Origin of the sequence: Desulfococcus sp. (assembly GCF_041737845.1) — a bacterium.
GTDB lineage: Bacteria > Desulfobacterota > Desulfobacteria > Desulfobacterales > Desulfococcaceae > Desulfococcus.
Window position 1 is genome coordinate 1 of the sequence record NZ_JBGSQX010000092.1, and the last position, 22696, is coordinate 22696.

22 protein-coding genes, 1 pseudogene and 1 riboswitch are annotated in these 22696 nt (G+C 62.8%); of the genes and pseudogenes, 13 read left to right on the plus strand and 10 right to left on the minus strand.

Annotated elements, in window-relative coordinates; genetic code table 11:
• The 3 genes from ACEW8N_RS10555 to ACEW8N_RS10565 form a co-directional block, all read left to right on the plus strand.
• Nucleotides 1-281: biotin/lipoyl-containing protein (locus tag ACEW8N_RS10555; RefSeq protein WP_373499781.1), on the plus strand; the 281-nt coding region annotated here is incomplete at its 5' end.
• Between the two features lie 368 nt (nucleotides 282-649).
• The gene (locus ACEW8N_RS10560) at nucleotides 650-2464 is read left to right on the plus strand and encodes an acyl-CoA dehydrogenase (RefSeq protein ID WP_373499782.1); all 1815 of its coding nucleotides are present in this window, start codon (nucleotides 650-652) and stop codon (nucleotides 2462-2464) included.
• Between the two features lie 85 nt (nucleotides 2465-2549).
• Nucleotides 2550-4208: an acyl-CoA synthetase gene (locus ACEW8N_RS10565; RefSeq protein WP_373499783.1), complete on the plus strand. Its 1659-nt coding sequence runs from the start codon at nucleotides 2550-2552 to the stop codon at nucleotides 4206-4208.
• Between the two features lie 78 nt (nucleotides 4209-4286).
• Here ACEW8N_RS10565 and ACEW8N_RS10570 read toward each other — a convergent pair whose 3' ends face one another.
• Genes ACEW8N_RS10570 through ACEW8N_RS10595 form a run of 6 tightly spaced genes read right to left on the minus strand, consistent with a single transcriptional unit; the run spans nucleotide 4287 to nucleotide 9134 of the window.
• Complete coding sequence (locus tag ACEW8N_RS10570; RefSeq protein WP_373499784.1) at nucleotides 4287-6101, minus strand: energy-coupling factor transporter ATPase; 1815 nt, start codon at nucleotides 6099-6101, stop codon at nucleotides 4287-4289.
• Nucleotides 6102-6110: 9 nt separating this feature from the next.
• Nucleotides 6111-7031 carry an energy-coupling factor transporter transmembrane protein EcfT gene (locus ACEW8N_RS10575; protein WP_373499785.1) on the minus strand — a complete coding sequence of 307 codons (921 nt, stop codon included), beginning with the start codon at nucleotides 7029-7031 and terminating at the stop codon, nucleotides 6111-6113.
• Entirely contained in the window at nucleotides 7024-7653 is a 630-nt protein-coding gene (gene cbiM, locus ACEW8N_RS10580; protein ID WP_373499786.1) for a cobalt transporter CbiM, read from the minus strand. The genes ACEW8N_RS10575 and cbiM overlap by 8 nt, the downstream gene beginning before the upstream one ends.
• Before the next feature lie 2 nt (nucleotides 7654-7655).
• Nucleotides 7656-7985 carry a hypothetical protein gene (locus tag ACEW8N_RS10585; RefSeq protein ID WP_373499787.1) on the minus strand — a complete coding sequence of 110 codons (330 nt, stop codon included), beginning with the start codon at nucleotides 7983-7985 and terminating at the stop codon, nucleotides 7656-7658.
• Nucleotides 7982-8314, minus strand: coding sequence for a carboxypeptidase regulatory-like domain-containing protein (locus ACEW8N_RS10590; RefSeq protein ID WP_373499788.1), 333 nt, complete (start codon nucleotides 8312-8314; stop codon nucleotides 7982-7984). The genes ACEW8N_RS10585 and ACEW8N_RS10590 overlap by 4 nt, the downstream gene beginning before the upstream one ends.
• A 13-nt stretch (nucleotides 8315-8327) precedes the next feature.
• Nucleotides 8328-9134: a DUF4198 domain-containing protein gene (locus ACEW8N_RS10595; RefSeq protein WP_373499789.1), complete on the minus strand. Its 807-nt coding sequence runs from the start codon at nucleotides 9132-9134 to the stop codon at nucleotides 8328-8330.
• 325 nt (nucleotides 9135-9459) lie between these two features.
• Between ACEW8N_RS10595 and ACEW8N_RS10600 the strand changes: the two genes are divergently transcribed.
• Nucleotides 9460-9783, plus strand: coding sequence for a hypothetical protein (locus tag ACEW8N_RS10600; RefSeq protein ID WP_373499790.1), 324 nt, complete (start codon nucleotides 9460-9462; stop codon nucleotides 9781-9783).
• A 297-nt stretch (nucleotides 9784-10080) separates the two neighbouring features.
• On the opposite strand, the gene tsaA is transcribed toward ACEW8N_RS10600, so the two are convergent.
• On the minus strand, nucleotides 10081-10626 hold the full coding sequence (gene tsaA, locus ACEW8N_RS10605) for a tRNA (N6-threonylcarbamoyladenosine(37)-N6)-methyltransferase TrmO (protein WP_373499791.1): 546 nt from the start codon (nucleotides 10624-10626) through the stop codon (nucleotides 10081-10083).
• A gap of 49 nt (nucleotides 10627-10675) precedes the next feature.
• Nucleotides 10676-12889: a TonB-dependent receptor gene (locus ACEW8N_RS10610; RefSeq protein WP_373499792.1), complete on the minus strand. Its 2214-nt coding sequence runs from the start codon at nucleotides 12887-12889 to the stop codon at nucleotides 10676-10678.
• A gap of 400 nt (nucleotides 12890-13289) precedes the next feature.
• Here ACEW8N_RS10610 and ACEW8N_RS10615 point away from each other — a divergent pair, with 400 nt between their 5' ends.
• The 4 genes from ACEW8N_RS10615 to ACEW8N_RS10630 all read left to right on the plus strand — a co-directional run bounded on the left by ACEW8N_RS10615 (nucleotide 13290) and on the right by ACEW8N_RS10630 (nucleotide 17023).
• Nucleotides 13290-13889 carry an FmdE family protein gene (locus ACEW8N_RS10615; protein WP_373499793.1) on the plus strand — a complete coding sequence of 200 codons (600 nt, stop codon included), beginning with the start codon at nucleotides 13290-13292 and terminating at the stop codon, nucleotides 13887-13889.
• A gap of 193 nt (nucleotides 13890-14082) precedes the next feature.
• The gene (locus ACEW8N_RS10620) at nucleotides 14083-15123 is read left to right on the plus strand and encodes a FecCD family ABC transporter permease (protein WP_373499794.1); all 1041 of its coding nucleotides are present in this window, start codon (nucleotides 14083-14085) and stop codon (nucleotides 15121-15123) included.
• A gap of 24 nt (nucleotides 15124-15147) precedes the next feature.
• Nucleotides 15148-15915, plus strand: coding sequence for an ABC transporter ATP-binding protein (locus ACEW8N_RS10625; RefSeq protein ID WP_373499795.1), 768 nt, complete (start codon nucleotides 15148-15150; stop codon nucleotides 15913-15915).
• A gap of 16 nt (nucleotides 15916-15931) precedes the next feature.
• On the plus strand, nucleotides 15932-17023 hold the full coding sequence (locus ACEW8N_RS10630; protein WP_373499796.1) for an iron ABC transporter substrate-binding protein: 1092 nt from the start codon (nucleotides 15932-15934) through the stop codon (nucleotides 17021-17023).
• Between the two features lie 16 nt (nucleotides 17024-17039).
• Here the strand turns inward: ACEW8N_RS10630 and ACEW8N_RS10635 are convergent, their stop codons facing one another.
• Nucleotides 17040-17213 (minus strand): hypothetical protein, encoded by a 174-nt coding sequence (locus tag ACEW8N_RS10635; protein ID WP_373499797.1) that lies wholly within the window; start codon nucleotides 17211-17213, stop codon nucleotides 17040-17042.
• Between the two features lie 108 nt (nucleotides 17214-17321).
• Nucleotides 17322-18227, minus strand: a complete 906-nt coding sequence (locus ACEW8N_RS10640) for a sirohydrochlorin cobaltochelatase (RefSeq protein ID WP_373499798.1) — start codon at nucleotides 18225-18227, stop codon at nucleotides 17322-17324.
• A gap of 225 nt (nucleotides 18228-18452) precedes the next feature.
• Nucleotides 18453-18636: riboswitch (cobalamin riboswitch) on the minus strand.
• A 342-nt stretch (nucleotides 18637-18978) separates the two neighbouring features.
• Here ACEW8N_RS10640 and ACEW8N_RS10645 point away from each other — a divergent pair.
• The 5 genes and pseudogenes from ACEW8N_RS10645 to ACEW8N_RS10665 all read left to right on the plus strand — a co-directional run.
• Complete coding sequence (locus tag ACEW8N_RS10645) at nucleotides 18979-19794, plus strand: DUF3450 domain-containing protein (protein WP_373499799.1); 816 nt, start codon at nucleotides 18979-18981, stop codon at nucleotides 19792-19794.
• Complete coding sequence (locus ACEW8N_RS10650; RefSeq protein ID WP_373499800.1) at nucleotides 19791-21185, plus strand: MotA/TolQ/ExbB proton channel family protein; 1395 nt, start codon at nucleotides 19791-19793, stop codon at nucleotides 21183-21185. Before ACEW8N_RS10645 ends, ACEW8N_RS10650 begins: the two co-directional genes overlap by 4 nt.
• Nucleotides 21182-21841 carry a MotA/TolQ/ExbB proton channel family protein gene (locus ACEW8N_RS10655; protein ID WP_373499801.1) on the plus strand — a complete coding sequence of 220 codons (660 nt, stop codon included), beginning with the start codon at nucleotides 21182-21184 and terminating at the stop codon, nucleotides 21839-21841. The genes ACEW8N_RS10650 and ACEW8N_RS10655 overlap by 4 nt, the downstream gene beginning before the upstream one ends.
• Nucleotides 21834-22265 carry an ExbD/TolR family protein gene (locus ACEW8N_RS10660; protein ID WP_373499802.1) on the plus strand — a complete coding sequence of 144 codons (432 nt, stop codon included), beginning with the start codon at nucleotides 21834-21836 and terminating at the stop codon, nucleotides 22263-22265. The genes ACEW8N_RS10655 and ACEW8N_RS10660 overlap by 8 nt, the downstream gene beginning before the upstream one ends.
• A pseudogene (locus ACEW8N_RS10665) lies at nucleotides 22262-22696 on the plus strand (hypothetical protein); the annotation flags it as partial. The gene ACEW8N_RS10660 and the pseudogene ACEW8N_RS10665, both read left to right, overlap by 4 nt.

The window sequence follows — 22696 nt, forward strand, 5'->3', positions numbered from 1 at the left end:
CCCCCAAAGCCCCGTCGGCGGCCCCGAAGGCTGCGGTCGCGGCCCCGAGGCCGGTTTCCGCCGTCGGCACCGGAACCGTGGCGGCCCCCATCCCCGGACTGATCCTCAAAATCAATGTGGCCGTCGGGGATACCGTCACCGCCGGCCAGACGGTCGCGATCATGGAGGCCATGAAGATGGAGAACAACCTGACCTGCGCCGTCTCCGGCGTGGTTCAGGAAATCCGGGTGCAGAAGGGCTCCGAGGTGGCCACGGGCGATGTCATCATGATCATTGCCTGAGCCTTCCCGCCCCCCTGCGTCCATACCCCCCCACCGAGGCCCCTCACCCCTATCCGGGGTGAGGGGTGCCCATTTCTCCGATCGACAGGAGCCTGCCGCAACCCGCCGTTGTCTTGCGGCGTGCTGCATGCCGTTTCCGATGCACCGTTTGCCTGTCATAGGGAATCATTCGTGCGCCCGGCCTCATCATTTCGAAGGTTGATGCATCTATAAAAATTCCGATATCTATGTAAATTTGAAAAAACCCCGAGATATGTCTTGCAAATCCCAAGGAATACGGTGTACTTATGATGCGCCGCAGGGACGCGGAAGAGGCGCAACGCCGGTATCGGAATGTTGCGGAACCATCAATGCTATGTGGAGGGGGTATGGCCCAAGTAGTCGCAGACCGAAGAGATGTGGATTTTGTGCTCCATGAACAACTTAGGGTGGAAGAGCTGAGCGGGCATCCGCTGTTTGCGGAGTTTACCCGCAAGACGGTGGACCTGATCGTCTCTGAAGCCCGCAGCCTGGCCGTCAAGGAGATGATGCCGGCGCTCAAGAGCGGGGACGAGGAGGGATGCACCTTTGACGGCGGCAGGGTGACGGTCCCGGAATCCTTTCACCGGATTTACGACCTTTTCAGGGAAGGGGGATGGATCGCCATGTGCGACGACCCCGGGTGGGGCGGCCAGGGCATGCCGGCCACGGTCTCGCTCGCGGTGAAGAATTATTTTCACGGGGCCAATTTTCCCTTTGTCCTGACCATCCTCCTGGCCCACGGGGCCGGAAAGCTGGTGGAGCGATTCGGCACGGACCGGCAGAAGGCCCTGTTCCTCAAAAAAATGTACGCCGGCGAGTGGGGCGGCACCATGCTCCTGACGGAGCCGGAGGCCGGGTCGGACGTGGGCGCCCTGACCACGACGGCCGTGAGGAACGATGACGGCACCTACACCCTCACCGGGAACAAGATCTTCATCTCCAGCGGGGAGCAGGACCTCACGGAAAACATCATCCACCCCGTCCTGGCACGGATCGAGGGCGCGCCGGCCGGCACCGCCGGGATATCGCTCTTCCTCGTTCCCAAGATCCGGGTCAATGACGACGGCAGTCTCGGCGAGCCCAACGACCTTGTCTGCACCGGCATCGAGGAGAAGATGGGCATCCACGGCAGCCCCACCTGCTCCATGAGCCTGGGCGCCAGGGGCCGGTGCTTGGGAACCCTCCTGGGGGAGGAAAACAAGGGCATGCGGGCCATGTTCGTCATGATGAACGAGGCCCGCCTGGATGTGGGGATGCAGGCTCTGGGATGCGCCTCCGCCTCCTTCCTGAACGCCCTCAACTACGCGAGGGAGCGGGTCCAGGGGCGGCACATTCAGGCAACCGGCAAAGACGCCCCGGGCGTTCCCATTATCCAGCATCCGGACGTGCGGCGCATGCTCCTGGGGATGAAGGCCGTCACGGAAGGATGCCGGAGCCTGCTGTTTTACATCGGCCTCCTGGAGGACAGGATCCGGGTCGGCGGCGACGAGGCCGAGAATGCCCGGCGCCAGGGGATCATCGACGTGCTCATTCCCATCGCCAAGGGGTATGTCACGGACCGGGCCTTCGAGGTGTGCAGCCAGGGGGTCCAGATCTACGGCGGATACGGCTACACCCGGGAATACCCCCAGGAGCAGTATCTCCGGGACTGCAAGATCACTCACATCTACGAGGGGACCAACAGCATCCAGGCCATGGACCTCCTGGGAAGAAAGCTGGCGCTGAACCATGGGCGGGCCTTCGGGGATCTCCTTTCCGAGATCCGGAAGACCGTGGAGAACGCCAGGCGGTTCGACGCACTTGCGGGCCTGGCCGGAGAGACGGAGCGGGCGACAGCCAGGCTGGAGGAGACGGCCCGCCATATCGCCCTTGCCGCCAGGTCGGATCGGATGATGACCGCCTACGCCCACGCCTATGCCTTCATGGAGGTCACGGGGGATGTGGTCATGGCCTGGATGCTGCTGTGGCGGGCCGCCGTGGCGGCGGAAAACCTGGAGAAGGGCGCACGGAAAAAGGACGAGGCGTTTTATGAGGGGCAGATCGCCGGCGCGCGGTTTTTTATCCGTACGGTCCTTCCGGTGAGCGTTGGAAAGATGGACGTGATCCAGGGCTGCGACGGCATCGCGGTGGACATCTCCGATGACGCCTTCGGCGGAAAATAAAAGAGGATGGGCCATGGCGCCTGCCATGGAGATGATGGGATCGACCTGTTGCCTTTTTAGGCCAATACGACAAGGAGAGAAGAACATGTCACATCAGCGCATAATGCTGTCGGAGGAAGACAAATCCAGGTACAGCGTCCTCAACAAGGAAAACCTTGATTTTCTCATGAACCGTTACAACCGCGTGAACCGATGGGTGATCGCGGACATGGTCCGGAGAAGCAGCTATCACTATCCGGATAAGACCGCGATCATCTTCGGAAACAAATCCATGACCTACAGGGAACTGGAGGCCGAAAGCAACCGGGTGGCCAATGCCCTCCTGAACCTGGGGGTGGAGAAATACGAGCGCGTGGCCATCCTGGCCCACAACACCATCCACCATGTGCTGACGTGGCTGGGATGCTGCAAGATCGGGGCGGTTTATCTGGCCATCAACTACCTCCTCAAGGGGAAGGACATCTCCTACTGCATCGACCACTCCGAAAGCCGGGTCTTCATCGTCGAGGACGCCCTCTATGGCCTGGTTGCGGACGTCCTGGACGACATGAAAACGGTCCACACGCGGATCTGGTCCGACGACATGGCCGGCCAGGCCCCGCCGGACGACCGGTTCAGGGATTTCGAAGCCTGGTACAAGGCCTATCCCGCGGACGAGCCCGAGGCAGTCCTCCGGATCGAGGACCCCTGCCAGATGACCTACACCAGCGGCACGGAATCCCTGCCCAAGGGGGTGATCATCAGCAATCAGGCCCTCATGGCCGAGTATATGGGCGCCATCATCGACGGGAAGTACGAATCGGGCGATATCAACGTCAACGCGCTGCCCATCTATCACTGCGCCCAGCGGGACGTCTTCATGAATCCCGTGTTCTGGGTGGGCGGGACCAACATCCTCACGACGCCGGATATCGGCGGCATCCTGAAGACCATCGCCCACCACCGCGCCACCATGTTCTTCGCCCCGCCCACGGTCTGGATCGGCATGATGCGGCATCCCGACTTCGATAAACACGACCTTTCCTGCCTGAAAAAGTGCTACTACGGGGCCTCCATCATGCCGATCGAGGTGTTGAAGGAAATGCTGGAAAGGCTTCCCGGGGCGGGCATATACAACTACTACGGCCAGACGGAGCTGGCGCCCTACCACACCATCCTCAAGGCCGAGGACGCTCTCTCAAAATTGGGATCGGCCGGCATGGCCGGTCTCAACATGGAGACCCGCCTGGAGGATGACCTGGGTGCTGCCATCGATGTCCCGGGCATTCCGGGGGAGATCTGCGGCAAAGGGCCCCATGCCCTGATCATGTACTTCAAGGAGCCGGAAAAGACCGAGGAGGTCATGCGGGGGGGCTGGTTCCATTCCGGGGATATCGGCGTCCTGGATGAAGACCGGTATATTTCGGTGGTCGACCGCAAAAAGGACATGATCAAGACCGGCGGCGAGAACGTGTCCACCCGGGAGGTGGAGGAGGTCATCTACCAGGACCGGCGGGTGGAGGAGGTCGCGGTGATCGGCGTGGACCACGCCAAATGGGTCGAGGCGGTCACCGCCGTCGTCGTCCCCCGGAAGGGCGAGAACATCGCGGAGGAGGAGATCATCCAGCTCTGTCGAAAGCATCTTGCACTGTTCAAGGTCCCCAAGAAGGTCATCTTTCAGGACGCGCTTCCCAAGACGCCCACGGGGAAGATCCTGAAGCGGGAGATGCGGAAGACTTTCAAGGATATCATCAAGGAAGGATAGGCGCCTGAAAAAACCGGCGGTCGATTTTGCAGCCCGGCCGCCGGCCGTCAATCCCGTTCCCGGGGTGCCGCCTGCGGTTCAATCGTGTCCGTGATCGTGAGGTTCGGCCTCGTGCCCCGGATGGCCGTGCTCGTGGAAGCGGTGGGGCTCGTGGTCATGGGCTTCGTTTCCGCGGTCATGACGGTGCACAAAGCGGTGGGGGTGGTCGTGGGCGTGCTCGTGCGGATGGGCGTGGACCACCCCGTCGTGCCGGTGGGGGTGCTCGTGGAGGTGCAGGTGGGGGTGGCTGTGCTCGTGTTCATGCTGCAGCTCCCGGATTTCGCTGCCGCAGTCCCGCCGGTAGGTGAAGGCGAGGCCGTTGAGGCTGCCCAGGGCATCGTCCCGCATGAATTCCCGGGTCGGGAGGTCGCAGGCGATCCCGCCCTGGTGCATGACCAGGGTCCTTCGGGTCAGCTCTCCCACGAAAAACATGTCGTGGCTGACCAGGAGCAGGGTCGCGTCGAGGCCCGCCAGAATCCCCAGCAGCAGTTCCTCCCCCTCGGGGTCGAGGCCGGCGGTCGGTTCGTCCAGGATCAGGAGCTCGGGCGACATGGCCAGCACGCAGGCCAGGGCGAGGCGCTTGCGTTCCCCGCCGGACAGGTGGAGCGGGACCCGGGCCGCAAATCCCGAAAGGCGCACCCGCGCCAGGGCGGCCTCCACCCGCTCCCGGATCTCCGCCACGGAACAGCCGAGGCGCTTGAGGCCGAAGGCGATCTCTTCTTCCACGCTCGGGCAGAAGAGCTGGTCGGCGCAGTCTTGAAAGACCATGCCGACCCGCCGCCAGAGGGATTTGCGGCGCCGCGCGGTCACCGGCTCGCCGGCGAAATGGAAGGTTCCCTCGCCCTGGCGCAGGCCGAGAAGGCAGGAGAGGAGGGTGGTCTTTCCGGCCCCGTTCTCGCCGACGATGGCCAGGCGTTCGCCGCAGGCGATGTCGAGATCGACGCCTGAAAGGGCGCGGGTGCCGTCCGGATAGCGGTAGTGAAAACTCCGGAGGGAGACCAGGGCCGGGGCGGCATTCCCGGAGAGCGTCGGAACCGGTCTGCGGATCGGTCCCGCGGCAGAAGGCCCTGAATGGAGCGGATCCGCTTCGACCAGACGGAAAGAGAAGTCGAGGCCGTGCTCGCGCAGGGAGGCCCGGTGGGAGACCAGCTCCCGCAGGGGGATGTCGTGGTGGATGCGGCCGCGGTCGAGCACCACGGCCCGGGCGCAGAGTTCGTAGAGAAAGATCAGGTCGTGGCTGATGCAGATGAGGGTGCCCGGAAAATGCCGCAGCAGGTTGAGGAAGATCTCCTCCTGGCGGGGGTCGAGGTTGGCGGTGGGCTCGTCCAGGATCAGCACCTCCGGCTGCATGGCCAGGATGCCGGCCAAGGCGGCGCGCTTTTTCTGCCCGAAGCTGAGGTTGTGGGGGGCCTTGTAGGCCATCTCCGCCAGCCCGACCTGTTCGAGGGCGACGCGGGCGGCCTCTTCCGCCGATACCCGCGCGAGGCCCTGGTTCCAGGGCCCGAAGGCCGCGTCGTCGATGAGGGTGTGGCCGAAGAGCTGGTCGTCGGGGTCCTGGAAGAGGAGGCCGATCTCCAGCCGGGCCTGGTCGAGATGATCCCCGGAGAGGGGCCGCCCCCGGTAGGCAACCTGCCCGGCGGACGGCGCCAGCAGGCCGCAGAGCTGTTTGACCAGGGTCGTTTTGCCGGAGCCGTTGTGCCCGACCAGGGCGATCCGGTCGCCCCGGGCGATGTCGAGGTCAATGCCCGAAAGGGCGGGGGTGCCGTCGGCGTAACGGTAGGAAAGCCCCCGGACGCGGAAGAGGGCCTGGTCGGGGTCCGCCCGCAGCACCGGCGGGGTCGGGTCATGCATCATGGCGACCCCTTACCCGCAGATCCGGTCATAGCCGACCAGGGCCGCGCCGGCGGCCAGCCAGGCTGCAACCAGCACCAGGTCTGCCGGCCGCATTTTAAGGTCGACCGGCGCCGGGAACCGCCCCCGGTACCCCCGTGCCCGCATGGCATCGAAGACCCGCTCGGTCCGCTCGAAGCTCCGCACGAAGAGCATGCCGAGAAAATTGGCCACGGCCCGCAGGGTCTCGATGTCGGTGCGCTTCCGGAAGCCCCGCACCCGCATGCCGGACGCCATGCGCTCGGCTTCGTGCCGGAAGACGTGCAGATACCGGTGGCTCAGGAGGACCATCTGGCCCGCCATGTCCGGCGCCCCCAGCTTCGTGAGCCCGTGGAGGGTGACCGGAAGGGGTGCCGTGGTCAGGAGCGGCTCCATCAGGAGCGCAATGGCCGCGGCCTTGGCGGTGATGGCCAGGGCTTTGTAGAGCCCGCGCAGGTTGAAGCCCATCCAGTCCACGCCGTCGATGACCAGGACCGTATCGCCCGGGTGGGCCGGGGCGGACAGGGGCATGACCACCAGGAACATGGCGAGAAAGCCGGTGATGGCCAGAAGCCGCATCAGGGCGCGTGCGGGGGAGGAGCGGGCCAGCACCAGGGCCAGGACCGAGACGGCCACGGCGGCAATGGCCGGTATCACATGGCCGATGGACGCCACCAGAAAACTGTAGACGATGAGGGTCGCGAGCTTGCAGCGGATATCCCAGCGATGGAAGATCGTCGCCCCCGCGGCGTCCGCAAGCGGCGGCACCGACCAGTCCTTGTCCCCGTTTTGCATGCTGCGGCGGCGCACCAGTCGGCGCAGCCCGGCCGCCGCCGCCGCCAGGACGGCTAGGGGGGCCAGCAGGAGTGCGGCGAACTGCCAGGCGGGCAGAACGATATGGATCACGTCAGCCATGGACGATTTTTGCGGGGTGCACGAAGGCGGGATCCAGCAGCTCGGGCTTGACCCGGGCCAGAAAGCCGATGGTGAAGGCGCTCACCACCCCCTCGATGACGATGACCGGGAGATGGGCCGCCAGGGCGAGTTTGGCCACGCCGAAAAAGTCCTCGCCGCCGGTGGCCAGAAGCAACGCCAGAATGAGGGCGGCAAAGGCGGTCCCCAGGGCGCCCGCGATGCCGCCGATGATCGACTGCCGCCGCCGCGTGGTGCCTTTGAGCCGCTGGAAAAAGAGGCCGCAGAGCAGCGCGGGCACCCCCATCATCAGGGCGTTGGCGCCCAGGGCGGTGAGTCCGCCGAACTGAAAGAGGATGCTCTGGAGGAGCAGGCCCAAGCCGATGGCCAGAAAGGCCGACGGCCCGAGAAGGGCTCCCGCGAGGCCCGGGATGAGCAGGTGGACGCTGGTCGGGCCGAAGGGAACGTGAATCAACGACGCGACAAAGAAGGCCGCCGTTACCACTGCCACCTTGGGCAGCTCTTCGTTTCGGGTGCGGCGGGCGCTCCAGGCGGCCAGGGCCGCGCTCGCCGCATAGCCGCCGATGGTCACGGAAATGGGGAGGACGCCATCGGAAATGTGCATCTTTACTCCTTGGGTTTCGGGTCCCTGCGCCGGCTCGCCACAAAGGCGGCGGTCCCGAAGAGGCCGAAGATGTAGCCGATTCCGGCAAAGATCTCCTGGAGACCCGGCTTGTCGAGATCGGCCCTCAGGGCGGCGATTTCCCGCTGGATGCGCCGCAACTCGCGGGACAGGGTGCTGTTCTGCTCGGCCAGCAGCGCGGCCAGGGCCGGGCTGCCCGGATCCGCGGGCGTCTCCGCCGGGGACGATGCCGGAACGAGCATCAGGCCGGCGCAGATGATTGCGGACGCGAGGATCTTCTTACCCCAAAGCGGCGTTTGCCTGCAACGAATCATTTCCCGGCCTCCACCTCGGCTTTTTTCAGCTTGAAGCTGTTCTTGTGCCCCATGGTGGCGTCAATGACGATGTTCAGGTCATCGACCTTGGGGATGGCGAAGCTGAAAAGCCCCGCCTTGTCCGTCGTTCCTTCCAGCAGCAGGGCGTCTCCGCTGTCATAGACCCGCACCGTGCCGCCTTCCACCGGACGGCCGTCCGGAAAATAGCTCTCGGTGTGGATCTTCCCGGCCTCGACATAGGCGAAGAGGTTCACCTTGTGGGCCAGGACGGTCCCGGCGGAGAACACCGTCACCAGAAGCACTGCCGTTGCGATTCTCAGGATCTTCATTGCGCCATCCTTCTCATTTCATGTCCCGGGTATGCACCCAGTAAACTGCGCCGATCTCGACATTTTTCTTCTGTCCCTCGTGATCGATGGTCCAGTCCGCCTCGTTCAGGGCGGAAAACCCCCACCAGCCGGCCTTGGGCATGGCGTAGCTGAAGACCCCGTCGACATCGGCCTTGACCACCTGGGTCACGTAAGGATCCGCCGGCGGGATCACCACGCTGATGTTTCCGGGCGATGCATTCAGGTACTCTATCTCCACCTCGGCATGGGGGACCGGCTTGCCCTTGAGGAGCACCCGGCCGGTAAAGAGGTTGCCTGTCCACAGGCCGTAGGGGCGGGTCATGGGGATGATCTCGGTTTCCATCCCGACGGGGGCGTCCCATCCCTCCTCGAGACCCAGTGCGTTGACGCACACCTTGGTGTAATGGACGATGTAGAGATCCTCGGCCGGCTCCCAGTAGGGGGTGGGCTCGACAAAGAAGGTATAGTCCCCCGGCCGTTTGATGGGGTAATCCGCGGTCCAGAAGGTAAACTTGGAGGTCTGGTCGGGGCTGCCGCCCTTGGCTTCCTTCAGGGTGCCGAGAAGATCGGTTTTTTTGTCGCCGTGCATCACGCCGAACTGCTTGGGCTGGACCATCTCCATGTAGTGCTGCTCCAGGGGGTGGATGAACTTGACCGCGATGGTCAGGGTCTTGACGTCGTCCTGGGTGACGATGTCGTCGGACGGGACGATGGTGCCGAAATGGGCAGGGGCCGGAACGGCAAAGAGGATGAACAGGGCTGATGCAAGGACGAAGACCATCGGTTTGCTTGAGCGCATCTGACACTCCTTCGGTAAAGGTGGTTTCCAATCTGGAACGGGTTGTAGCCGTCAAACAAAAAGCCACGAAGGATTCTCTCCTCAAGCGTGGTCGCTTGCGGGATCGTCGCCTTCGTGGCTCTTGGCTGCTATGTGGAAAAACAGGGATCGTTCAGCACAAAACGGATTTCAATCCGTGGGTTATGCCATGCCTTTAATTGAAATGTTAGGGGATGTCAATCGTTAACTTGGGACGACGACCCCGGCAGGTGCCGTGGAATCAAGGTGACGGCAGGGTATGACCCTCCTGCCGTCACGCTGTTACATTCGATGGATCGTTACCGTCATGTCAATGGGGCGAGATGCATCCCCCGAGGCCGGATCAGTGGGCATGATCATGCTTTTCCGCGTCATGGCCGGGATGGTCATGGTCGTGAGCGCCGTGCTCGCCGGTGTGGTCATGATCATGCACATTGGGGGTACCGCTGTGACCATGCTCGTGGAGATGTTCATGAACATGCTCGTGGGCATGTTTATGGGTATGCTCGTGACTGTGGGGCTTCCCGTCGTGCGAATGCTCATGGCTGTGGGTGTGGGAATGGTCATGCCCGTGAAGATGTTTGTGCTCGTGTTTTCCTTCCATGGTAAATCCTCCTTTACCTGTTCCTAATCCGTTAGGACGAAAAGGGCCCTCCGTGGACCCGGTTATGCAGAAAAGTTAAGTTTAAGTCGGCGAGATGTCAAATTGTAGGGGCGGGTTTCAAACCCGCCCCTTTCCCCAAACAGGCATTCGCGGTTTTGAGTGCAGATGGTCACGAAATAGGCTCCGACCTGTGAACAATCGTATCCCTTCAAACGAATAGACCGACGATGGTGGAATTCCGAGTTGTATTTCATAATTCTGCCTCCCTCCGGAAGAACGCCTCGATGCCGCCCTCCTGTTGCGGAACCCCCCCCAAACCGGGATTCACTCGTCTTCAAGCTCCCGGTGGAGCTGCGCCATCCAGGCCGGCACGCGGAGATTCTCCACCTGGAGGTAGGCTTTGGAATAGGGCTTGATATCGATGATGGGGCTGCCGTCCACCGCCTCCAGGCCGCCCACCTCGAGGAGTGTGCCCTTTCTGCCCACCAGGGGCACCGCCGACACCAGCACGGGGTTGGGCCGGGCCGGGCTGCAGGTCGCAAAAATGCCCTGCAGCGGCAGGTCGCTGCGTCCCATGGGGTGGACTTTTTTCAGGCTGCGCCGGGCCGGGTCGATCAGGTGGGGCCAGTAGAGGACGAGGATGTGCGAAAACCCCTCGATCCCGTCCAGGAGTTCCACCCATCGGGGAAAGATCTCCAGCCGGCAGACCGTCTCTTTCACGCGGCGATGGTATTCCTTGATCCGGTCCATGCGCTCGTTCAGGGTCAGGCCCGATTCACCCGCCGTGAGCATGGGGGTTGTGATGGGGCTTCGCACCACCCCGACGGGGGTGAGCTGCAGGATGAGTTCATTCGTCGTTTCAGTTTCCATGGTTTCCTTCCGGGCCGATGGCCCACCGGCCATCGGCGTATCGAGACGGTTACATTTCAAATGAGACGGTCAGCATCGCCGTGAAGGGCGCCCCCACGTAATAACTGGCGCTGCCGGCCCGGCTGTCGTCGCTGGCATTGATGAGGGAGACGTACTCTTCGTCGAAAAGGTTGATGAATTCGAGGGAGAGGTTCAGGGCGTCGGTCGTGAAGAGGTTTTTCCAGGTGTAGCCGAGCTTGAGGTCCGCCACCCAGTAATCGTCGATCTCCTCCTTGTTTTCGGCGTCGCCGTATCGGTCGTCCAGGTAGCGAACCATGGGGATCACCTTGAAATCGCCCCAGGTAAAGATCAGGCCGCTTTTCACCATCCACTCGGGAATATCCACCACCTGGTTGCCCTCGGTGTCCAGGGTTGCGCCGGCGAAGGTCAGGTCATCGTCGTAGGTGAGGGAGGTGTAGGAGGGGTTGAAAAAGAAGGTGACGTGGTCTCCGAAAAAGAAATTTGTCTCCAGATCGAGCCCCCAGCCGGTGGCTTCCCCGACATTCTGCTGGTAGTTGATCCCCTTGGGCCCGATCCGGGGATCATAGATCGTGGTCAGGAGATTCTCGTGCCTGGCATAAAAAAGGGTGGGCAGGAACTCCATTCGTTCGGTACGGAAACGGGCGCCCAGTTCGACGGTGGCGGTGATCTCCATGTCATACCCGCTGAACATGTCGTCCAGGGTCACCCCCGCCGCCTGGAAGGCGGCCCGGTTGGTGTTGTAGGTGGTGACCAGGGGCACATACGAATAGGGGCGGATGTGATTGCGTCCGTAGCTGGAGTGGAACTCCAGGTTTTCAGAGAGAAGATAGGTGACGCCCAAGGTGGGCTCGAGCTCATCGTAGGTTTTCTCCTCCCGATAGAGGTCCGGGGCCTTGACCAGTTCGTAGTTCGGGGCGGCGGCGGTATAGCCCTGGCTTGCCGGATCCCGGTAGTAGAAGTATTTCAGGCCGGCCTGCCAGTCGAAGCTGCCGATGCTCCCGGCCAGCTTGAGATAGGGGCTGTGACCGATGCCGTCATCCTCGCTTTCCATGACCATGCCGTATCCCCTGAAGGCCAGCGTCGCCGCATTGTAGTTCTCCTGGGTGATGACCATGTCCGAGGATTCAAACCAGTAGCCGAGGCTGGCCGTGGCCCAGGAAAACCGGGAGTCGATCTGGGAAATGAAGCCGTACCGCTCGATGTCCCGCATGCGCTTCTGAACGACCCCGCCCATGGCGGTGCTTCCCTGCAGAATCTCGGTATCCTCCTTGGAATAATAGGGCTTGACGGTCAGCTTGAACAGATCGGAAAACGTCAGCGGGATGACGGACAGGAAGTCCCGGTTGATATAGTCGCCGCTGTTGTATTCATAGTAATTGATATCCTCGGCCGCGACCCCGGTGAGGCCGGCGTTGTAGTCTTTTTCATAGTTGGCCTCCAGGTCCCGCGTCTCGGGATAGGTGAGGGGCCTGTAAAGGTTCTGGTTGAGGTCGTTATAGTTGAACCAGATCTGGATTTCGTCCTGCGCCATGATGGGTTGGCTCAACATGAAATTGAAGTTTTTCCGCGGGCCGAGATCCCCCGGGCCCTTCCATTTCTCGGCATCGGTGTAAGAGCCGGAGGCCGACATGCGGGTATTCACGGTCGGGATCGCCCCGGAATCGAGCCGGAAAAAGGACCGGCTGTAGCTGTCGCCGCCGATGCCCTGGCTGACAAACGCACCGGGATCGGCCCCGGGCCAATCCGGGCGCAGCTCGATGGCGCCGCCGCGGGCCCCGACGCCGGTGCCCAGATCCGCCGGCACCGCCCCCTTGTAGACGGCGATGCCTTCAAAATTCTCCGTATCGTAGAGATAATCCCGCGGCCCGATGGGATTGCCGCCGTAGTTGGGGACACCGGCCACGGTCATGGACCCGACATACCCCCGCACCCCCCGGACCCGGATACTTTTCTGCTCGGCTCCCAGTCCGTACGGGTCGACGCTTTCCACGCTGATGCCCGGCAACACGTTGATCGCCTCGTAGACGCTCACGGTACCCTTGGTTCCCTGGGCCGCGATCCCCTCCCGGGTCACCTCGCTGCCGGTATAGACCGTCTCATGGGTCTGTTTGGTGGGGGTGACGAGCTTTTTTCCCTTCACCACCATCGCATCGAGCGTTACCGTCTCCTCCGCCAGGGCCGAGGCACCCGCAAGCAGGAACATCAGCGCAATCGACACACAAATCCTTCTTTCCCTCTTCATTCAACACCTCCGTCTGCGTTTCAGTAAACGTTCAAGTCTTTCTGAAAATCTTCCAGGTCCGCAATGCCCGGTTCAATAACGCCCATCCTTCTTGGAGGTGCTGCTTTCAAACAACAAAAGCCACGAAGGCGGTTCACTCTTGAAGTGACAGCCTTCGTGGCTTCTTAGGTATGGGTTGGTAAAGCGATGTGCATCGGCGGGCTTCTGCCGGCCGAGTTGAGGAGAGTTAGTACCCAAATTCGCCGGATCGGTCAAGGTTTTTATGACAGCATCGGCCCGAAGCGTCAATTGGGGCCGTGTTGGGTTTGACGTAAAAGAAAGGATGTGGAAGAATTGATTCAACGTTTCATCACCGCCGAGGCGGTATTTTGACCATCAACCCCGAAACAGGAGATAGATCATGAATGCGCAGGAGGTCATGAACAGCGAGGAATTCAAACAGTGTGCGGCCTTCCACGGCCATGTCTGCCCCGGCATCTCCATCGGCTACCGGGCGGCCAAGGCCGGCATGGAATGGCTTGCGGAGAACCGGGCCGAGGACGAGGAGATCGTGGCCGTCGTGGAGACGGATGCCTGCTCGGCCGATGCGGTCCAGGTCCTGACCGGCTGCACCTTCGGCAAGGGGAATTTTATCTACAAGGACCACGGCAAGATGGTCCTGACCCTTCTCAGCCGCAAAACCGGCCGGGGGGTTCGGGTGGCCATGCGCCCCGGCGCCTTTTCACCGGACCCGGAGCACACCGGTCTGATCCAGAGGATCATGGCCGGAGAAGCGAGCGAAGGCGAGCGGGCGCGTTTCCAGGAACTTCACCTGCGGCGAAGCTGCGAACTTCTGGAAGCCCCGACTACAACCCTCTTCAACCTGACCTCGGCCGAAATCCCGATGCCTGCAAAAGCCCGGATCGAGCCCTCCGCGCCATGCGCGCGGTGCGGTGAACCGACCATGCCCTCCAAAATGGAAACCGTCGGCGGAGAGAAAATCTGCCGCGGGTGTCTGTAGCGGATAGAATCGGCAAAGACGGCTTGACTTCTCCATGGGTTCCGGTTAATTAAGGCATCAACAACGAACCTGCGGCAGAAGCCGTGGGACACTGAGTATCCAGGATTGTCCAACACAGCCACGAAGGCTTTGCCTCCGAAAAACGGAGGCCGCCGTCGTGGCTTTTTTATTTTGGGGGATGCGTGTGAAGGGAATGGGTTGTGTATCCGATGGAGAGGATGGAACGGGCGTCGCCACCCGGACCTACCGCCGGGCGAACCGGCGGAAGCGGCTGCTCCTGTGGGTCCTGGGGGGCGGGATCGTGGTCCTGGGCCTGTATGCCGTCACCCAGGGAGCCTACGACCTGACGGTGCGGAAGGTGCTCCGGGCGCTCACCGGCGGCCTTTCGCCTGCGGAATCCGTGGTGATCTGGAATATCCGGCTGCCCCGGATCATCACGGCGGTGGTGGTAGGCTGGGGGCTGTCCCTATCGGGCCTGGGCATCCAGTCGCTCCTGAAAAACCCCCTGGGGTCGCCGTCCACCCTGGGCATCAGCCAGGGCGCGGCCTTCGGCGCGGCATCGGCCATCGTGGTCTTCGGCGGGAGAATGGCCTCGGTCACGGCCATGGCCTTTGCCGGCGCCATGGCGGCCACGGGCATCATTCTGCTTCTGGCGCGGCTCAAGCGCCTCACCCCCGAAGCGGTCATCCTGGCCGGCGTGGCTCTGTCGTCGCTCTTCGCATCGGCCACGATCCTGATCCAGTACCTTGCCACCGAAACCGAGCTGGCCGTGGTGGTGTTCTGGACCTTCGGGGACGTGGCCCGGTCCAACTGGCGGGACATCGGGCTCCTGACCGTCGCCGTCCTCGGGGTCACCCTGTTTTTCATGGGCCGGCGCTGGGACCTGAACGCCCTGGCATCCGGGGAGGAGACCGCGCGCGGGCTGGGGGTGAACGTCGAACGGATCCGGATTCATGGGATGGTGGCCGCCTCCCTGGTGGCGGCGCTGGCGACGGCCTTCTGCGGGGTGATCGCCTTTGTCGGCCTGATCGCGCCCCACATGGCCCGACGACTCGTGGGGGCCGATCATTCCCTCCTGATTCCCTTCTCGGGCGCCCTGGGCGCCCTGCTCCTCCTCTCGGCCGATACCCTTGGCCGGGTCATCGTGGGTTCGGGCGCCATGCCCGTGGGCGTCGTGACATCCTTTCTGGGTGCCCCCATGTTTCTCTACCTGCTCGTCCGGGGCTACAGATAGTGGGGGCCGATGATCGCGGATAAAATGATCGCGGATAAAATGATCCTTGACGTCTCGGGCATCCGGTTTGCCTACAACAGCCACCCGGTGCTCGCCGGGATCGGCTTCTCCGTTGCCCCCGGCCGGGTCCTGGGGATCCTGGGCCGGAACGGCGCGGGCAAGTCGACCCTGCTCAAATGCCTCAACCGCATTCTCCGCCCCCAGTCCGGGGGCGTTCTTCTGGAAGGAGAGGATCTCCTGGCCATGACCCGAAGGGAGGCGGCCCGGCGGGTGGGGTATGTCCCCCAGCGGCACGGCACGGACCCCCTCACGGTGTATGAGGCGGTCCTGCTCGGTCGAAAGCCGCACATGGGCTGGACCGTCTCCGCGGACGACTGCCGCAGGGTCGAGACGATCCTGGCGCAGATGGGGCTCACGCGGCTGTCATCCCGGCCGGTCTCCGATCTGAGCGGCGGCGAGGTGCAGAAGGTGATGATCGCCCGGGCCCTGGCCCAGACCCCCAGGGCGCTCCTCCTGGACGAACCCACCAGCAACCTGGATCTCAAGAATCAACTGGAGGTGATGGACCTCATTCGCGGCATCGCCCGGAACCAGGGGCTTTCCGCAGTGGTGTCCATCCATGATCTCAATCTGGCCGTCCGTTTTGCCGACACCTTCCTGTTTTTGAAGGACCATCGGGTGTATGCCCTGGTGGAAAAAGAGGGCCTGACCGCCGACATCATCCGGGAGGTTTACGGCGTTGAGGTCACCCTCCGGCAGGTGAACGGTAAAACGGTAGTCATTCCGATGTAATCGGTAAGGAGGCGGTATGAAATATCTTCGATGGATTGCCGGGCTGTTGATTTCCCTGATCCTGACGTCAGCGCCTGTCGCTGCCGAACCCGTGACGGTGACGGACATGGCCGGCCGGACGGTGACGGCGCCCCGCGACCCCGAACGGATCATCGCCATCGGCCCCGGGACCCTGCGGCTGATGGTCTACCTCGAGGCCCACGACAAGGTGGCGGGGGTGGAGGACATGGAAAAAGCGAACCCGGGCGGACGCCCCTACTGGATTGCCCACCCGGAGCTGGCGAGGCTGCCCCGATGCGGCCCGGGCGGGCCTGCGGGCATCAACAAGAAGCCGGACATGGAAGCCCTGGTGGCGCTGGCCCCCCAGGTGATCTTCACCACCTACATGGACGCCGCCCTGGCCGACGAGGTCCAGAAAACCCTGGGCATCCCCGTGGTGGTACTGAGCTACGGGGCCTTCGCCACCTTTGACGAGGCGGTCTACGATTCCCTGGAAATCGCGGGAAAAATTGTAAACCGAGGGAAGCGGGCCGATACGGTCATCGGCGCCATCGAGGCCATGAGAATCGATCTCCGGAAGCGGACCGAAGGCATCCCCGAAGACCGGAAACCGGGGGTATACGTCGGCGGCATCGGATATCGCGGGGCCCACGGCATTGAAAGCACGGAGGTCAGCTACGTCCCCCTGGCGTGGACGGGCGCCCGAAACCTGGCGGAGCAGGTGCCGTCGCGCATCGGCAGCCATGTCTTCGTCGATAAGGAGACCCTGCTCCGCCTCAACCCGGACGTCATCTTCATCGACGGCGGGGGGCTTGCCCTGGTGGCCGAGGATTTTCGGAGAAAACCCCAATTCTACGCATCCCTGAATGCCTTTCAAACCCGGCGGGTCTATATTTTGCTGCCGTTCAACTCCTACACCACCAACATCGACACGGCCCTTGCCGACGCCTACGCCATCGGCAAGATTCTCTATCCGGAACGCTTCCGGGATATCGACCCCGAGGCCAAGGCCGACGAGATCTATACGTTTTTCCTGGGGCGCCCGGTCTACCGGGAGATGGCGCTCGATTTCGGCCCCATCGGCCAGGTCGCGCCGTTTTTGAAATAGCCGGCCTGGATGCGGCTCAGTTCAGGCTCGTCCGGAGCATGTCCTCAAGGGAAAACCCCTCGGCAACCGCGAGGCCGGCGGCGTTTTTCCGCGTCCACTGCCGGAATCTCCGGATAAAACCGGGGTCGTGAAAGATGATCTTTTCTCCCAGGCAGTTCAGGTCCTGCTGAATGCGCCAGTAAATATGCATGGATTTCTCCTTTTTCTCTGTGAGGTGTGAGGCTCCCATCGGCTGTTCCCCTGTGGTTATCGCCGGAGGGCCGGAATTCCGGCCCCGCCGGGACAGACCTTCGTCCGGTTACTCCAGGTGTTTCATGGCCGTCTTGAGGTTTTGGATCCACAGATCGACCAGGGCGTTATATTCCGCCACGCCTTTCAGGACCGGTACGCATTCAATGCCGGCCAGAGTCAGCATGCTCTTCCAGGAATCGGGGTCGTCGCCGGCCAGGTCGTTTCTGGCGTGATCGCCCGCCACGGACATGAAGGGCAGCAGGTAGGCCTTCTTGATGCCTTTCTTCACGAGCAACGCCTTGACCTCATCAAAGGTCGGATGGCCTTCCACCGTGCCCACATAGATGTTGGGGTCGGCGTTCTGAAATTTGTACATCATGGCCGAGTAGATGGCGTCACTGGTATGATGGGTGCCGTGGCCCATCAGGACCACCGCGTCGCCCGGGGTTCGCTCCTTGGGGATCATGGCGGCCGGAAGGATTTTCACCACCGTGTCCATGGCGTCGTTGGAGGAGAGGAGGGGATAGGCGACGAAAACCTTGTCGAAGCCGCCGACCATCTTTTCGAACCTCTTGGCGTTGGTGTGGATCTCATGGAATTCCAGTCCAGGGATCATGTGGAGGGACTGGACCGCCACCCTGGAATACCCGTCGTCCATCAGCTTCGCCAGGGCGACTTCGGGCGAATCCAGAAGCTTGCCCTCCCTGGCCAGCTTCTTTCGGATGATATGGGAGGTGTAGGCCCACCGGACCTCCATGCCCGGAAACGCCTTTTTGACCTGGGCGTCGATGTTGGCGAAGGCCGCCTGGGCGCTGGGGATGCTGGTCCCGAAGGTCACGAGAAGAATCGCCGGCCCCTTTTCATCGGCCTTCGAGTGGCCGGATGCCTGCGGATGTCCGGTCGCCATGGCGGCCGTGGAAAGCAGGGATACCAGGAAAAAGGTTATGAGTGCGGCAATCGTTTTTCGGGTCATTATTTTCTCCTTTTGTTGACGTGGTGGTGTTGGCAGTTAACGAGCCAATTGAAATCATAGGAAAAAGAAAGCGATCATGCGATGACGTCAGCGCTGCGAAGACCGCCATCGCACAGGCAAAAAAAATCCCGGACCGAAAACAATCGATCCGGGATATCCCTTTTTTATCCACAGAAAGCAGCCGATGCACGCATCGCTCAGGGGCCGCGCCACAGTCCACGCAGCTTACGCCCCTTCTGACCAGGCAGGTCTTCTGACTCCCGGATCATCCTACCGGCCGCACCTTCCCGGCCTTTCGGCCAGTGGCATCCTGCGGCTTTCGTCCCCGAACACAGCGGCGGGCCCGTCCCCGAATTCCACGGGGTTCCCTTTTCAGCTCAAAGTGAGCGCCTGATCAATATCCGTCAGCATAGGTAAAATGAATCCTGAAAGTCAAGAAGAAAATATGGAGGCAGCGTCTGAGGTCTTGCGGGCGGTGCCCGCATGAGAAATTCACCGACCCCGGAATCCGCTCTTGACAAGGACCGTGATTTTTTCTAATCAACAGAGTCAACGCGATATGAAATCGCGATTTCAGAAAAAATAGAACCGTTTTACAAGCCCAAATACGCCAAGAAGGCAGGACCCGATACCAGCGGGTCAGATGCTTCCTTGGCTTTTTTTTTGTGCGCCTCCGTGAAGATGGCAAAGCCCCGGTCAAGCTGAGATCGGTGAAGGGATTTGTGGCATGCAGGTGACGGAAAGGATAGGAATGAACCGGATCAGGACCGCCCGTTGCAGCATGGGATTTGCGGCGTGCTGCGTTATGGTGCTGGGAAGCGCCGCCTGGACACCGGCCGCGGGGCCGGCGGGGAGGCCGCCCGCCGGGGCCGTGCTTGAAACGGCTGAAACCGCCGTTGATGTTCGGCGTGAGACCCAGCATTTCCGGGATCGTTGGGCCGCCGACGCTGAAAAGCTTACGGAGGAAGCCGAGGCCCTGGAAAAAGAATTGAAGCGCCTCCGGTGGCAGCGGGAAAAGGCGGCAATCTACATCACCGATCTGGAGAAAAAGGCGGTGGAACTCGCGGGGGCCGAAAGGGCATCCATCGCCATTCGGAATGAACTGGGGCCGTTCCTGGATGAGGGCGTCCTTCGCCTGAAAGCCTTCGTGACCGGGGATCTGCCTCTTCACCCCGAGGAAAGGGATGCCCGGATCCAGCAGCTCCTCCGGGTCATGGACGACGCCGACGCCGAACTGCCTTCCAAGGCACGGGCGTTTCTGGAGGCCCTCGCCGTCGAGATCGAGTACGGGTATTTTACCGAGTCGGATGAAGCCGAACTTGACATCGACGGACGCATCGTCCGCGTCCACCGGCTCTCCGTCGGCCGCCTGGGTCTGTTCGCCGTCGGTGACGGCGGCCGCAGGGCCTGGCGGTGGAACCCCGGGGCAAGAAGGTGGGACCCCGTCGACGTCTACGCATCCCGGATCCAGCAGGCACTCCAGATGGCGGACCATGCCCGCCTGGCATCCCTGGTGGAATTGCCCCTGGGCCGGCCGGCCGCAACCGCGGAGGCGGGGGACCCATGAGGGGCCTCATCGCGCTGATGCTTCTGCTCTTCGTGCCGGCCGTGCTTTCGGCCCAGTCCGGTGATTTTTCAAAGGTCGGCCGGGAGGTCGTCTCCGATCTGGCCGAGGCAAGGCAGGAAAAAGCCCGGACCGAAACCGAAATTGCGAAGGCGCGGGCTGCATTGAATGCAACGGTCTTGGATCTCAAAAGCCGCCTGGAAAAGGAACGGGCCGCCCTGGCCGATGAAGAGAAAGCGCTCGGAGAGATGCGGGATCGGCGGGAAGCGCTGGCGCAAACCCTTCAGAGCCAAACCGCCGACATGAAGGCCATTTCGGCCGTTGTCCATGAGTTTGTCCAGAATTTTCTGGGGCTGGCTGAGCGTTCGCCCTATACGGCGGAAAAGCCCGGGCGGCTGGAGACGCTGAAGGCGCTTCTCGAAAAAGACCAGACCCCGGGCATTGCCGACATCCGGGCCGTGGTGGACATGGCCTTTGAGGACATGGCGGCATCCGGCCGGATCATGTCCCGAACCGGCGAGTACCTGGATCGCCGGGGGCAGACGGTCCAGGGGGAGGTCTGCCGGCTGGGGCATCTCTCAGCCATCTTTCATCATGAAGGGGAATCCGGCTATCTCCACCCGAGCCCCGTTTCCGGAAGGCTCATGACCGCCCCGCCGCCCGGCCTGGGGATCGAGAGAAACCTCAAGCGATATTCAGGCGGCGACTCCGATGCCGTCTACATGGATGTTTCAGGCGGCGCGGCCCTCAGGCAGCTTTCCACCCGGGCGACCTTGTGGGAGGATCTCCAGAGCGGCGGATTTCTGGTCTGGCCCATTCTCATGGTGGGCCTGGCGGCGGTCGTGCTTGTGGTGGAGCGGCTCTTTTTCCTGGGGAGGGTGCGCCAGAACACCGACGTCCTGATGAACGCGGTCACCGGTCTTGTCGCCGGCGGCGATTTCGAGGGCGCTTTGGCCGCGGCCGATACCCAGGCCGGCCGGCCGACCGCCAACGTCATCAAGGCGGGCCTGGGGGTGCGGAACGAGCCCAGGGACATCATCGAAAGCAGTTTGAGCGAGGCCATTTTGAGGGAGACGCCCCGGCTGGAGCGTTTCCTGTCGGCCCTCAAGGTCCTGGCGGCCGTCGCCCCGCTCCTGGGCCTGCTCGGCACCGTGACCGGCATGATCAATACCTTCAAGGTCATCACCGTCCACGGCACCGGCGACCCCCGGCTCATGGCGGGCGGCATCAGCGAGGCCCTGATCACGACAGAATTCGGGCTTGCCGTGGCCATTCCCATCATGATGGCGGCCGCCTTCCTGGGGGGCAAGGCCCAGACCATCGCGGCCGACATGGAGGAGAAGGCCATGGCCATGATGGCCGCCCTGCTGCGGCGGCAGAGGAACGGCCGATGAACGGGCTCGAAGCGGTGGCCGCCTATACCCGGGCCGGCGGTCCGGTCATGGTTCCCCTGATCATCGTTTCCCTCCTGATGTGGCAGATGGTGGCGCTGAAATGCCTCTGGCTTCTGCAGGTGCGCAGACATCCGCTGAAACTCGCCGATGCCTTCGAGCTGATCTGCGGCCGGCGTGAACCGGCTTCGAAGGCACATTGCCCGGAGGGCTCGCGGATGTCGGTGCTGGCCTATTTCCTGGGACATCGCAGCCAGGATCCGGAGACGGACCGGATCATCTGGGAGGCGGCGTTCCTGCGGCAGCTCTCCCGCCTGAACCGGTATCTCACCGCGATCCGGGTCCTCGGGGCGGTGGCCCCGCTTCTGGGGCTTCTCGGAACGGTCAGCGGCATGATCGAGACCTTCCATGTCATCGGATTTCAAGGAACCGGCAACAGCCAGGCCATGGCGTCGGGCATCAAGGAGGCCCTCATCACGACGCAGACCGGGCTTCTCATCGCCATTCCCGGTCTCTTTGCCGGACAGGTCCTGGCCCAGAAAGTGCGGGACATCAAAGGAAATCTCATGGTTTTTCACCGGGCCGTGGATCAATGGTTAGAACGGGGGATAGAACGGGGAATGGAACCGGGAAACAACCGGAGGCAGGCCCATGCTTAGATCGAGAGGCCGTTTGGGGGCCGGGCGCGCCCTGGAGGAGAGCACCGAGGTCGACATCAACATGGCGCCGCTTATCGACATGATCTTCATTCTCTTGCTCTTCTTTCTGGTCACGGCCAGCTTTGTCCGGGAGAGCGGCGTGGAGATCCGGCGCCCGGAAGCGGCATCGGCCGCGGCCGGGGACGCCGTGGGGCTGATGATCGGCGTGACGCCGTCGGGGGATATCTTCGTCGACAGCCAGCCGGTGGATCTGCGGAATGTCCGGTCCGTCGTGACGCTGTTTCTGATGGAAAACCCGGGCGGCGGGGTCTTGATCGAGGCGGACCGGGAGTGCAGCACGGGCCGGCTGGTGGCGGTCCTCGACCAGTGCCGGCTGGCCGGTGCGGAAAACGTCGCCGTGTCGGCCGTTGCACAGTCGCCATGACATCCGACCGGGCGCTATCCGACCTCCGGGGGCCGCAGGTTCTCCTGGGGACCGGCCTGGCCTTGCTCCTCAACCTGGCCCTTTTCGCGCTGGCCCCGCTGCTGCTGGACCAGGATGTCCGCACCGACCTGCCTGTTCTGGAATCCGTCGATCTTCGGGTGCCGGTCCGGAGCAAACCCTTGCCCGAGCCGGAAGCCGAACCCGAGCCCGAAATGGAAATGCCGGTCATTCTGGAGTTGACGCAACCGGAGCTGACCCCGGAAATACCCGAAGCCCCTGACCTGAAACCACCCGAACTGGCGGCCCCGGATGCGCCGCCGCCGGCGCTTCAGGATGTGGAGCCGCCGAAAGCCCCATCCCCCAAACCCGCGCGGGCCGCGCCTCTGCCCGTGAGGGCTGCGAAAACGGCAACCGTCCCCGTGCCGGTCTCG